Below are 13,429 nucleotides of genomic sequence, written 5' to 3' on the forward strand. Positions count from 1 at the left end.
CCCGTTCGACACCTATCTACCAACAGGTGAGTGAGATGCTCGATACCGAACTTCACCGCCGTTGGTTCATTATTTTCGCGGGGACGACGGCGGTTACAGGGCTTGCAGGGTGCACGACGACGCCCCCATCGACGGATGGGCAGGGAAGTGGTGGCGAGTCGACTTCGACTGACAGTGCGGCCGTAAAGGGTGACGACCATCACCACGACGAGGCGCCGCACGAAGACGAGACGCTACACGACGACGCGGACGACCACCACCACGACGAGGCGCCGCACGAAGACGAGACGCCACACGACGAGGCGAGACACGTCCACGAAGAACTTCTCGAAGCGCCGGCCAGCCACGCCGACGTCGCCATGCTCACGTCGAGTACGGGCGAACACTTCGAGCCCCACATCGCGTGGGTCGACGTCGGTGGCACAGTCACGTGGGTGAACGAGAGTGGGTCCCACACCGCGACGTCCTACTCGTCCGACAACGACAGACCGCAACTCGTCCCAGAGGGGGCCGAGACGTGGGACAGCGGCCTCCTCACCGACCGAGACGAGACGTTCGAACACACGTTCGAGACGGAAGGAGTGTATCACTACTTCTGTCTCCCACACGAGTTCGTGGGGATGATTGGGAGCGTCATCGTCGGAACTCCCGACCCAGACGAGCAGCGCGCCCTCGGTGACCCACCGACGGCGTTAGCCGACCCAATCCGCGAGAGCATCGCAGGACTCAACGCGCGAATCGTCGACGTACTCACCCACGACGAGTGAGTGGTGCTCCCGGCCGGCGTAATGAGATGGATTCATCACGCTCGAAATCCGAGGTTCGCTCGGTGGCGATGAAGAAAGTTACCCCCACTTAGAGGCGTTTTCTACTAATAGAGAGACTCTTCTCACTTCACTCGCGTGCCAGTGCGTCAGAGGGCAGGCAGGGAGGAAATGGAGCCACACCAGCAGACCAAAACAGATGAGTTAGTGATGGTTACATATCTCGAGGTGTAATCAACACGCTCCATTGACCAAACAATTAATCAATATGCGATAATCGGTTCTCGTATGCCATCTCTCTCCGACCGTGATGAGGCTAATCTGGAAGACGTAATTGAGGATCTGAAGCTTATCTTTGAAAAGGAAGAGATTGGTCTAAGTGAAGTAGACGAGTTGGAAGAAGAACTGAGGAGTGAAGAGGTACACAGATATCTCCTCGATCTCCGTGAAGGGAGCGCACCTGAAAGTGCACTTCGAGAAGAACTCATGGCAGGTGCGAAATCGGTCCTTGCCAAATTCTTTTTTGGACGAGTTAGTCCTGAGGTTTCCACGGAAGAAAACGGCTTCATTGACTATCGAATTGCTGGCCCTCCGCCGATGCTTCTCGAACTCAAGTCCCTATTCAGGCAAAAAACGAATAGCCGGGATGAGGTGACATCATTAAAGCAAGACCAACTGGATTGGGAAGACCATCAAGAGCAGGTGGAAAAATACCGGACTGATAATGAATTTCTCATTCTGACCGATCTGAAAACATGGTACTTCTTCAGTAGGAAGTCACCTGAACCAATAAACAAAGAACCGATAGAATTTGAGGAATTCTATCAGGAATTCCGTCAGAGAACCGATCTCCGGGACCATCTCAGAAGACTTCAGGGTAGAAAATCAAGGAGTGACCTTGATTCCCAGTTCTTTGCCAGTCTTAACAGGTGGATAGATGTTCTTGGTGAAATTGAATTTGAAGACGACACGAGAGAAGATGACAAAATCGAGAATATCGTCAACCTCATCAACAAATTTGTATTTATTCAAACGCTTGACGACTATTTTGTCATCGATTTTCAGTGGATTCAGGAAACATGGGATTACAATGACCGTCGGTGGAAGCATATTGGCAAAGGTCGGGTATTAGAGGAATTCTTTGGAGAGGTGAATAATTGGTTCTATACATACTACGATACGGAGTTGTTTAAGCGAGACATTTACAATAATATCAAAAAGTCGGATGAGAACCTTGACGCTCTATATAACAAGTTAGGATTAGTCCTTGGTCTTGAAGAATGGCAATCAGAGGCAGAAGAGAAAGGAATCACCAATTACGATTACAAGCAGATTGACGAGGACATCTTTGGTAAGGCGTACGAAACGTATCTCGCAGAGGTGAGAGAAGATCAGGGAATTTACTACACTCCTCGCTATGTGTCCCAATCAATCGTTGAGGAGACTGTTGAAACACGGTTTTGCGAAACTGCTGACCGATTAGAAAATGCCGTGAAAGAGGAGTCGTGGGACGAAGCAGAAGATATCGTAAGAGAGTTCACTGAACTTCGGGTGTTAGATCCTGCCTGTGGTTCGGGGTCTTTCTTGGTGAAGGCGTTCAGCGCGATCCGGGAAGAGTACGAACGTGTATTCGACTTCCTATCCGATGAACGGAAATCGAGGCGGAGTTTTTCGGATGGGACGTTAAGCACAAATGCAGAAGACGAAGAGGCAGTCAAGAATATCAGAAACCTCCAAAGAGATCTCGGATACACCGAAGATGAGAATGGTAATCTAAGTCGCAACGAACGAAATCTAGTCTCAAAAATTGTCCTACGGCATATTCACGGGAACGACCTCGATAGACGTGCCTTAGACGTTGCGAAGTTGAACATCTGGCTTGAGGTAATCAAGCGTGACCCCAAAATATATCAGTATGATAATGTTCCCGAAGCCGATGGATACGTTCTCCCCGACTTAGAATTAAACCTAGGGTATGGCGACTCCCTTGTTGGACTCCCTGATAATCAAACAATCGACATATTGACTGAAGATTTCAAAGATGAGATGCAAGAGGTCATTCAAGCCAGAGAGGAATATATCCAAGACCCGACTGATCAAGAACCAATCACAAGGGCTTCTGAACTGATAACAGAGGTTCGAGGGGACTTGGACGAAGAGTTCAAGGAATATGTGGAGACGAATTCACTACCGGAAGAGGTTATCAGCAAAACCTCACCGTTCTACTGGCCGCTTCAGTTCTGGCATGTATTCAGAGATTCAGATGGGTTTGACTGTATAATCGAGAACCCCCCGTGGGTGATAGAAGGCAAAGAGGATATCAAGGACTTCCTGAACGAGACATACGAATACCAATCTGGACAACCTGACCTTTACCGATTCTTCCTAGAAAAGTCGTTCAACCTAGCTACGAGCCAGATTGGCATGGTGACTCCGAATACGTGGTTCTCAATCCCGGGCGCGAAGGGTCTTCGGGACGTATTCTTGCATAATTCTCGATTGGAAAAAGTGGCATTCGTCCCTGACTCCGCGTTTAAAGGTGTCTCTCAGAATATTGTGACCTTCACGTTGGATAAACAAAAGTCACCAACGATTGGGAGTTCTGGCACTGAGGACGGTCTGGAGATCAGTGTTGGCAAGCTCGATACGGATGGTGATTTTCGAAAAGTTCGGTCCATCCCGTCTGGCGATATCACTCCACCCAAGTATCATATCAATCTCTATGTCGGGAAAGAAGAAAAAGAGATTAGCGCAAAGATGGAGGATGGTGCAGTTGAGTTAACCGATATCGCTGATGTGACTGTTGGTTACCAACTGTATCACAACGAGATTCATACAGACGACCAGATCAAGGAAGAAGTGTTTCATTCAGACACAAAGAAGAACGCTGATTACGTCGTTGACACGCGTTCAACCTCTCTCGGAAGGTATCATCTCGACCTTTCTGAAAGTAGTTACGTTGACAAATCTGCTGAATTCTTCAGGATTCCTCAGGACCAATTCCTAGAGGGTGAAAAGTTACTTCTCCGAGAAGTGCCGTCAGAAAAGGAGATAGGACTGATAGCGGCAATTTCGGAAAGCGAACTCCTTTTCCCGAAATCAATTATCTCGATTTTGCTGACGAACGACGAATACGACTACGAGCATCTACTCGGGTTATTGAATAGTCGTCTGCTGTATCTACAATCTCTTGTTAAGGGGGAGAAAATGGGCCAAGACCTCTTCCCCCGCATCTCACTAACACAGCTTAGAGGCCTTTCCATCAAAGGAACAACCCAACTAACACCATATGTGGAAGAAATGGAAACCCTCGCCTCTGGCCGCCAGAAATACATGAAAGAATGGAATCAGAAAAGCCAGAGTCTGAAAACGTTAGACCGAGACCTCGCAGAGATTCTACTGAATGATCGAGAGAAAGTTCGACGGGGAGATCGAGAAGAAACGTGGTCAACAGACATACCATTCTATCCTGATGAGGAGAAAGAGATTCTTGAAAGGGAGTTTAGCGAGTATGAGTTCGTTGCTGATTCGAGAAGTCCGATTCTCACAATATACGGTATAGACGCTAATGTAGAAGAAGAGATCTACCAGATTGAATTCAGAAATCGTGAACTAATGCAAATGGTCTATTTGTCGATGAGAGAGTTGTTCGATTCGAGAGCTAGAGTTAATAATCTGGAAAACATTCTGAACAAGACTTCTGTCCCAATTATTCGCCCCGATACAGCCGAAAGAACTGTGAACATCATCAAAGAAGTCGAACACGAATTCGACACTTGGGACAGCTGGGACGATTCGCGGTATTCAGATATGGCAGACATAGTGAAGATAGATAATCTGCTATCTGAAGGACAAACCAAACTGGATGCACTTGTTTTCGACCTCTACAACCTCAATATCGAAGAGGCGAGAACTGTACTGGAGGTCTTAGATATCAGGGAGATGTTGGTGAAAAAGACGCTCATGAAGCTGGCAACCTTGAAATTATATAGAGCTAAAGCAGGAGTGACCCGGCTAATTGAACAAAATTAGTTGAAGTCACATATCTTAACGAGATTAGTTCTGTGGTTCTATTGGTTCACTATACTGTATCATATTTTACTGATTCACCGTTCATTGGAGTGTGACCAATGCATTGGGTTACGGAGTCGGTATTGGATTGGATATCTTGAGATTGAGTAGCGTGGTAAGTAAAAAATCAAATCAGAATACTTTGAAGATGTAATTTAGATAGTGATCTCGAATATCGGTGAAATACGCCGACAAATACTCGTCGATAGCCTCACCAGAATATTCACCCAACTTGTCGCCACGCATATACTGGACTAATTCACGTGGTAGGTCCTGATGCACCTTCCAGTAATTTGTGAAGAAATATCGTCCATAGTGAGAGGTGATATTCCGGTATCGATCACTCTCGTTGTGAGTTGCAAAGTGGTGTTTCCAAATCTCGTTCACCCTGTCACCTCGAACGATTTTGCCAAACGTACGCTGGCTGAGAATCAACCACTGTGTATCAGCAGTTGGCCTTGTCGGTAGATAGTGCAACAGAACCTGCTTTGCTTCATCGTCGAGAGGCAATATTCGAGGGCGGTGGGACTTGTTGCCTTCGCGTTTGTATCTCGAAGGAATGTAGACCGCGTCACTGTATCCCTGTAGGGGATCAGCAGACCCCATCTCTGGATACCACTTTTCTATTTCAGCATGGGAGAGCGCGATATCCTCGAGCCTGATATTCAGTAACTCACCTACTCGAAGACCCAATTTCAACTGCCAAACAAGGAACAACCGCTCACGGACATTGGTACATCCGGAAATTACTCCTCGAAGGTCTTCCACCGACAACGGCGGATGTTTTTTCTTTTCTTCACCTCCGTTCAAGTCGGTTTCACGGAGAGCGATTCTGAATGGGTTGTAATCCATCGGGTGAGGGAACGCGTGGTGTTCCTGCCACCACTCGTATGCCCTGTTGATGTTCCTCACCTTCTGTTGAATCGTGGAGGCACTGTTGTCTCGCTCGTCCGAGAGGTATCTCATGAACTGCTTCACGTGCGTATCGTTCGGACAAGCGAAGTGCCTCCCAACACCGGCCATGAAGTTTTGCCACTGATCGAAGGAGTGGTGGTAGTTTTTCAGTGTTGACTCAGAGGCGTCTTTCGGTATTTGCACTCGCTCAATGTACGCGTACAGTGGGTCTGCATCTACCTGATGGAACCTACTCTCGTACTCTTGGAGGGGATCAGTGTCGCGACCGAATGCAGTTGCAATCTCCTCGAGGCCGTCGTCACCACTATTCATGATTTCCTCGTTCGATAGCGTTTACCCAGAGCTCTCGACTGACGTCGTTGGCTGCTGCAGACATCACGAATGGATGGTACCGGTGAGGATACTCCGTATGCTGGAACATCCACCTGTAGAACCGCTCAATCTCTATCCAATACCTCGCTGCAGTGTCTACTGATATTGGGAAGTGGTTCAACAGATGCTTCGCGTACGATTCTGCATCCTCAGGTGAACAGAGTGCGTGATGCTTTCCACGACCCTGGATGAATTCCTTCCACCGATTCTCAGCCCGTCCGAGGTACTGCTGTCTCTTTACAGGTAGTTCGGTCCCAGCGTGGCTCTGTGCTGTGAGATACTCGGTCCAGCAGTCTCGCTCCTCGAACTGGTACTCGTATACTTCCAAACGCAGGTGGTCTGGAACCTGATTCAGAGACTGATACATCCCAGCTCGAACCGCAGGGTCAACTGGGATCCAACGCTCGTCGCTAACCATCGTCCTGTGCCCCACGGACGTCGTAGCGTCCGTCTTCTAACCTGATTTGGTCACTATCCAATTCATTGAGGATGATTGAGACACGCGCGGGAGTGTCGTTGATGACATGCTGGACAATCTCAGCGAACGTTGCGCCGTTCGGTTCTTCTTCGAGAAACTCGAGAATTGAATTCCGTTCGTCGCGATACAGTTGGTCTTCAAGTTGCTGCAGACGGTCCCGTGTCTGGTCCAGTTCTCTCTTCAGATCGTTTCTCTGCTTGCGGAGTTCCTTCGTATCATCATCATAGCCGATGGAGATATTCAGCTGCTTGTAGCCTGCCTCCACCATTTCAATCATGAATCGGGAAACGCTCTTGTAACCCATTTCAGAAGCCCAGTCTTTCCATTGCTCGTACTGTGTTTGCTTGGGATAGCACATCGCGGCTTGCGTGTCCTCGCCCAAGTTAGTCATCGGAACCACCTTGCAGATCCCTTGGAACGGCGTCTTGAGCAGACATAGAAGTCTGCACGCTCTCTAGATGTGAATCAGGGTAATCAATCGGCGATTGCTTTTGCAGAGATGGGGACTGTCTCATTCTCTGCCCCCATTGATGACCAACTCTTGCGATTTCTCGTCGACAAAATAGGTCAACTCTTCGACGTGGTCGATGTCAATACCCAGGGCTTCGATTTCTTCTGAGGATAAATAGACACACACGCCAATGGTCGTCCCTTTCTGAGTGGTAGCGACTTCCGCACTTCTGACCCGCCCGAGAGATTTTCCGTCGTTGGGACGCTGGGCGGTCATACTTGATCGCCCCCGAAGGAGGTGAACAAAACCCCAAGTTCTAATACAATTGGTTCTTCAGAGTACTCTGGAGAACTCCAGTGGACATATGATTCACTTTCAGGGACAAAATTTGTAATATTCGCACTATTATCAATATTTTTTGCGAATTGGCCATGTTCTGTGAACGTGGAAATGTCCCACAGATCCGACAGCACCGACGCGGAATTGTTAGCAAAGAAAACAGTCTCTAAAAAGAATGTTTTTAGAGATGTTGATTGTCGAACTGGTTCGACACAGGGCAATACGTCTCTGCTGGCCAAAATGCTTAAGTTACCGATGATACAGCGTTGCATAGAACCGCAAATCCTAGATCCTAGGATTAGCACTGGCAAGGGGATTTATACTGCAGAAAATAATCCTGCGGAACCACAGAAAAAAGAGCTAATTTCAGACGAGCGTGCTCCAAACAAAGGGGGTACAACAAAATCATACCTCGACATTGTACTTCCAACTGGTAACATTGGGTCCGACCCGCAATCGCTCATTGAGATTGCTCTAACCCGCGTTAGTTCACTGGCGAACTATGGGATCTCTCTCGCGAAGCCCATATCAAATCTAGTCGCTCGTGTGATAGCCGTTCTCAGTATGTTTGCCCTGGTCGGGACTCTACAATCTACTGAGAAAGAGGAAGAGGAAGAGAACGAGCCCAGAGGAGTCATTTACGCGAGAGTAAGTAGCGACAAACAAGCACAGGAAGGGGAAAGCCTCGAAGAACAGGTTCGAAGTCTCAAAAGCCTGGCTGAAAGCGAGGGTATCAAACTGATAGACGATCCGTTTGTCGACAGCGGTGAAACTGGAACCAATTTCGACCGAGAAGGCATTTACAAGGTAGAAGAAAAAGCAGCACTGGGAGAGATTGACCATCTCCTAGTGGATGATCTCGATCGGATTGGAAGAATCGCTCCCGACGTTGTCTATCTAATTTGGAGTCTGCGTAGAGACTTCGACGTGACAATCGTGACGAACGCAAGTGGTGAAGTAGACGTCGATACAATGTCAGGACTCGCGAGTACGTTCATTCACGTATTCAGTTCACACTTCCAGAACGAAAATCGATCGAGGCGGGCAAATGAGGCGAGGTATTCCTTATTCAAACAGAAGAAATGGGAGTCAATTAAGAAATCCACACCAATTGGTTACGAATTGTCAGACAAGGGATGGCCAACAACCACTGAGAAAGACGCAGAAAGGATTCGGATTGCTCTCTGGCGATTCCTGATGGCCGATATTTCGAAGCCATACAAACTCGTGAGTGAGACCCTGGATAAGTGGTATTCAGACGTTAACGGAACGAAGGCAAAGTCGCTATTACAGAACCCGATTTTGATCGGGAAACCGACCGCAGGAGGAAAAGATGGGAGCTTCCACGAAACCCGGGGAGACGGAGTGACTGTCATAGATCCCGATTTACAGATAGTCTCTACTGAACTATTCGCTCGCGTTCAGCGAAAAATTGAGCGGGTGAGTCAACGTCACACCACGTCCTCAGAAACTCAAGATATCGAAGATCTTGTCATAGAATATGGATTTGCGCCGCTGTATAACGTATTGGACTGCGTGAAATTGGTGTGTCCTCGAAACACCTGTTCTGGGAAATTGGTCAAGAACGGGATTAGATCCACTGCCGGAAAGAAAGTCCATAATTACGTCTGCACTGAGGCTGACTGTCCTGTTCAAGGGAAGATTCCAACCAGCAAGCAGCTACGCAGACTTCAGAGTCAGACTGCAAAAGCATTAGACAAGTAATTGAATCTCACGTAAACCTCATAAAACTAACATAATCAACAAAATGGCTCACAAAAACCCAATGAATCAGAATCATAAATTGGTCCCATTGAACTCCCGCGTTAAGCATTCTTCCCAGGCATTCCTGCTGGACTTGACCAACGCAATTTCAGAAGCAGGGATTCCAGAGGGAAATTATGTTGATATTTGGTTGGACACTGATATTCACCCACCAACGTTTATTATCGGAGACGTGGGCACTGAAAAACCAAGAACCTCAGTTGGGACCGTTCGGAAAGTCCGACAGAGCGGTAAGATAAGCATTCCATCCCAGATGATACTGAGCGGCCAGGGTTCTGGTCCGTCGTTAAACCTCGAGGATTATTACTCGACACACCGGCTTCTGTTCTCACCAACAGCGGCGAAGGGTATCCTCGCAATAGAACCAATTGAGTGGGAAGATGGGTCAATATTCACACCATCCGAGGAACACAATGAAGAGAGTAATCGTGCAGCATCGATCGGTGGTGAAGACGATGATGTACAGCCACTCTCCAGCCAATCGATTGCTCATGTCGCGCAAATGGAAGGGGTAGATAAGAACAGACTGCGTTCTGCAGTATGTTCTATTGAGCAAGCTCCGTCGGAACCAAGCCACTCAGAAGAATACGACATTCTCGAAAGTGATGGAATGAAGATCTACTTGATCGAGAAAACTGAATGGATTAAAATTGCTCGGAGAGCTGGCATAATGGCTGAAAAGGTGGTCAATGCTGCACAATCGGTTCAGAGAATGATAGCAGAAGACATCTTTTACGAGATGGATTTGAGAGATTACGATCGTGCAGTGAACGACTCTCTATGCGTTGTTGTTAAACAAGCAAGATAGACTCGTACAGGCCTCTCCACACAATCTCCATTTCCATTTATTCGTTACTCTGAATAACTGCTCGCGGAAGCATTCGAAGAATATCATCGGTTGAGCACTAACGAATATAATTCGAATACTTCTCGATGATTCTCATCACGGTTTCACGCTTTCTCTTCTTAGACATTTCTGGCCTCGTTGAGGGAACGTTTGTTCTAAACCGTGTACGTATTGTCGTCACTTTCTCGAAAGTGGCGTCACTGAGAATTCGATACTCATCAACCCAAGCGTGAACACCTCTGATCGAGTACCGCCCAATATAGATTTCATTTCGAAGAATAGTCCCGATGGTACTAGGAGTCCACTTTTTTCCCGACCTTCCCAATCGTCCGTCTCTATTCAGTTGGCGGGCAACCTCTGGCATAGATTCGAGTTCAACATACTCCCGAAAGATTCGTCGAACGAGGACTGCTTCACTGGGTGCAACCTTGAGAAAACCGTCCTCAGTGACTTCATACCCCAAAGGTGGGGACGTATTCGGCCACTTGTGTTCCATTGCTCGTGCAATGTGGCCCATCGTAGTCCGTTGTTTGATCAGTTCACGCTCGAGTTCGGCGGCATTTGCTAGATTTCGAAAATTAAATCGTCCTGTTGGGTTGGTCGTATCCAGTTGCTCGGTGACGCTGTGGAGTGCAACGCCCCAGTCCGAAAATTGCTCTTCGAGCTCAACTACGTGCATGATACTGCGCGAGAAGCGGTCTAATTTCCAGAAGACAAGGACGTCGAAATCGCCTGCTTCTGCTCGATTCAACATTTTCGAGAACATTGGTCGGTCAGTGTTGGCTCCGCTCACGGCCTCATCTCGAAAGACGAAGTGCACCTTCCATCCGAATTGGTTGCACCGTGCAATACATTGGCGGACTTGTTCGTCAATCGAATACCCAAACTGTTGGCTGGCGGATGACGTCCGCGCGTATATTGCGGCACGGGGAATTGCCTTCGACTCAGACGATGCATTTGATTGACCGGAATATTCGGAGAAGACAGTATGGAGTTCACTCATCGCGTCTTCCACTCAGTATCCAACCGAATGTCCCGTACTCTCACTCGGAGCGTTTCCTCAGTAAGACCAGCAACAGTAGCAACCTCCCGTTGTGTGACCTCCCCGTTTGCAGCTAAATAGAGTCCCGCTCCAGCGACACCAACAGGACTTTTTCCTGAGAATTGAGACTCCTCAACAGAGATGATGAGTTCTCGAGCGTCTCTCTCGTGCTGGATGTTCAGGTCAAGTTGTTCACGGAGATAGGGGAGATACTCGACGGGGCTACAGGCAACAGCCGGTCGATTTAATTCTCGAGCGAGCCGTCGGATTAACCTTCGAACTGAGCTAGTGGGCACGTGAGCCGCTTCCGCGATACGGCTTGTGGGGCGCGGATCGCCGAGTTCACGGGCTGCGAGAGCAACCAAGACACTGACTACCAGCTCAGTCGAGCGTCCGTCAGTGTGATTCTCAATAGCTGCCTTTGCATAGAGATTAGCGGCTTTCTCACGTACACTGTCTCCAAGACTCAACTCATCAGCCACCTCTTCCAAAACTGCGAGAGCAATAGCAACCTGCTGTTCAGTACTATTCGAGACTCTACAATATTCTTCCCAAGGAATCTCCAGAAGGTCGTCATCAACCCTATCAGGAACAGCAGAGTGCTCGATATCTTCAGATATGACTGCTCCACAGTCATCGCAAACCGGGTCGAGTCCAGAGAGAATTTCCGTCACTTGGAGCGAATTGCACGCGGGACATTCAATTGTCTTCGTCGAACCCCAGTCCAGCGGAACAGAAAACTTGTCACTCGACATTTGACTCACCACCCTCAACTATTGATTGGCCATTCGGGTCCGGGTCAACGAGAGGCGCATAGACGGCATTTGCTGCGCAGTCGGCGCAGATTGGAAGCTGGTCGAGATCCCCCTCCCAAGAGGTTGTTTCGACTGGGAACTCTGCACTGCACGCAGAGCATCGCCAATCGTAGCTCCCGTGTTCAGCAGCAAGCTCGGGATAACAATGAGCCAATGTAGGAGTAAGCTTGGCAGTTGGATAGGCAGCTAGATATTCTTCCAATCTCTCGGGTGGATACTTAGTTAGAGGAAGTAGCCCAGTTGGCTCTTCATCTGAAAATGGACTGTCTCTCTTACCACAACGGTGGCTATACGGACAGAATTCACACTCCCATTCTCGTTCTGGCGTTGCTGGAGGTAGGATTCCATCCGCCCTGAATCCTGAGTCCTCTGTGGCCCAGGTAAGTACCTCCTCGAGCCAGAATTTGGAATCGAACCGGACGTGAAATTGTCTAAACGCGAAGTCGTCGCGTGTGAAGTAGAGTATAACTGCGTCAAGATACTCAGTCTCGTATCTTTCGGACAGTCCATACAGGTATGCGTGAACCTGAGCTCGATGGTGTGGGCTAGGCTTGTCCATGTGCTGGATGGAACTTGTCGTCTTGATTTCAGTGAGAAGCACAGGTCGACTCTCCTCGTCGACGATTACTGGGTCTGTTTCACCGCGAAATCTGACTTCACCTGAGTCTACTTCGATTTTGAAGTCGACCCAGATCGAGTTGCGTACGTAATGGTTTTCTTCTGTAACCGAACGAAGAAACGGAACTGAAATATCGGTCTCAAACGAAGAGCCGAACCAGAAAATCCCAATCGGTTTGGAAACCTCTGCAGGTGCATTGTGAATTTCATAATATACGCGTCTGTGACACTTGAGAAGTCTACTGGGACTATGTTGAGCCGGTTTGGGAACAGAAGGGTTGTTGAAATACGGAGTGCCTTGCTCGATATTTTGTCGATATCTACGTTCTCGATACCAGGAGGAAAATTGGTCTGAGCTTATTCTTGAAACGTACTCCTGAGGGGTATCTGGCTCAGGGGAACTATTTCCATTAGAGATGTTATCCAATGTTCGAGAACTCTTCTCGGCCATGGTTTCGTAGAAGTGCTGAGACTACTTGCTCTAAGACCGATTGCGCTGCACTACCGCTCCTCGACACTGTCACGCGATTTCTGTTCTTGTAGGATATCTATCGCAGGTCGGGTAATCCCATCTAAAAGTAGTGCGAGCGTGAAGTTTGGTCCGGCAGATACCTGCTGACGCATTGGGTCATAGACGATGACTCCCGCACGCGCAAGTGTCGGGAGATGCGTCTGAGTCAACGAGTTGTACACATTCCGGTAGGGTTCACCGGTAGCCTGTTGCGGGGGGACATCTTGTTCAACGCTGGTAATTTGACGGGCAATCTCTCGAGTGGGGAGGGTTGTACTATCCGTGTTACCCAACACTTGAATTGTATACCGTCTCCTGGAAGCCCGAAGGGAATGGTGTAAGGTTGAAATCACCTCTTCCTTTTCAACATCCTCAGACATCCGACCGTCTCTCTATACCCATGAATTATCCCTCTAATGTC

The 13,429-nt window shown here is 48.4% G+C and carries 11 protein-coding genes; 4 read left to right on the top strand and 7 right to left on the bottom strand.

The window, feature by feature from the left end:
- Positions 1-35 precede the first annotated feature (35 nt).
- Complete coding sequence (locus ACK3R5_RS13610) at positions 36-767, top strand: plastocyanin/azurin family copper-binding protein (RefSeq protein WP_411967343.1); 732 nt, start codon at positions 36-38, stop codon at positions 765-767.
- Between the two features lie 285 nt (positions 768-1,052).
- Positions 1,053-4,796 carry an Eco57I restriction-modification methylase domain-containing protein gene (locus tag ACK3R5_RS13615; RefSeq protein WP_411967344.1) on the top strand — a complete coding sequence of 1,248 codons (3,744 nt, stop codon included), beginning with the start codon at positions 1,053-1,055 and terminating at the stop codon, positions 4,794-4,796.
- Positions 4,797-4,967: 171 nt separating this feature from the next.
- On the opposite strand, the gene ACK3R5_RS13620 is transcribed toward ACK3R5_RS13615, so the two are convergent.
- The 4 genes from ACK3R5_RS13620 to ACK3R5_RS13635 all read right to left on the bottom strand — a co-directional run bounded on the left by ACK3R5_RS13620 (position 4,968) and on the right by ACK3R5_RS13635 (position 7,327).
- Positions 4,968-6,062 (bottom strand): tyrosine-type recombinase/integrase, encoded by a 1,095-nt coding sequence (locus ACK3R5_RS13620; RefSeq protein ID WP_411967345.1) that lies wholly within the window; start codon positions 6,060-6,062, stop codon positions 4,968-4,970.
- Positions 6,055-6,540, bottom strand: coding sequence for a hypothetical protein (locus ACK3R5_RS13625; protein ID WP_411967346.1), 486 nt, complete (start codon positions 6,538-6,540; stop codon positions 6,055-6,057). Before ACK3R5_RS13625 ends, ACK3R5_RS13620 begins: the two co-directional genes overlap by 8 nt.
- Positions 6,533-6,991 (bottom strand): hypothetical protein, encoded by a 459-nt coding sequence (locus ACK3R5_RS13630; RefSeq protein WP_411967347.1) that lies wholly within the window; start codon positions 6,989-6,991, stop codon positions 6,533-6,535. Before ACK3R5_RS13630 ends, ACK3R5_RS13625 begins: the two co-directional genes overlap by 8 nt.
- 120 nt (positions 6,992-7,111) lie before the next feature.
- Positions 7,112-7,327 (bottom strand): hypothetical protein, encoded by a 216-nt coding sequence (locus ACK3R5_RS13635; RefSeq protein ID WP_411967348.1) that lies wholly within the window; start codon positions 7,325-7,327, stop codon positions 7,112-7,114.
- A gap of 174 nt (positions 7,328-7,501) precedes the next feature.
- Between ACK3R5_RS13635 and ACK3R5_RS13640 the strand changes: the two genes are divergently transcribed.
- A complete protein-coding gene (locus tag ACK3R5_RS13640; RefSeq protein ID WP_411968664.1) occupies positions 7,502-9,115 on the top strand; it encodes a recombinase family protein in 1,614 nt (537 codons plus the stop codon).
- Between the two features lie 43 nt (positions 9,116-9,158).
- Complete coding sequence (locus ACK3R5_RS13645) at positions 9,159-9,983, top strand: hypothetical protein (protein ID WP_411967349.1); 825 nt, start codon at positions 9,159-9,161, stop codon at positions 9,981-9,983.
- Between the two features lie 97 nt (positions 9,984-10,080).
- On the opposite strand, the gene ACK3R5_RS13650 is transcribed toward ACK3R5_RS13645, so the two are convergent.
- Genes ACK3R5_RS13650 through ACK3R5_RS13660 form a run of 3 tightly spaced genes read right to left on the bottom strand, consistent with a single transcriptional unit; the run spans position 10,081 to position 12,948 of the window.
- Complete coding sequence (locus ACK3R5_RS13650; RefSeq protein ID WP_411967350.1) at positions 10,081-11,025, bottom strand: recombinase family protein; 945 nt, start codon at positions 11,023-11,025, stop codon at positions 10,081-10,083.
- A complete protein-coding gene (locus ACK3R5_RS13655; protein ID WP_411967351.1) occupies positions 11,022-11,819 on the bottom strand; it encodes a hypothetical protein in 798 nt (265 codons plus the stop codon). The genes ACK3R5_RS13650 and ACK3R5_RS13655 overlap by 4 nt, the downstream gene beginning before the upstream one ends.
- On the bottom strand, positions 11,809-12,948 hold the full coding sequence (locus ACK3R5_RS13660) for a PD-(D/E)XK nuclease family protein (RefSeq protein WP_411967352.1): 1,140 nt from the start codon (positions 12,946-12,948) through the stop codon (positions 11,809-11,811). Before ACK3R5_RS13660 ends, ACK3R5_RS13655 begins: the two co-directional genes overlap by 11 nt.
- Positions 12,949-13,429: the final 481 nt, after the last annotated feature.

Origin of the sequence: Haloferax sp. YSSS75, assembly GCF_046764215.1 — an archaeon.
Lineage (GTDB): Archaea > Halobacteriota > Halobacteria > Halobacteriales > Haloferacaceae > Haloferax.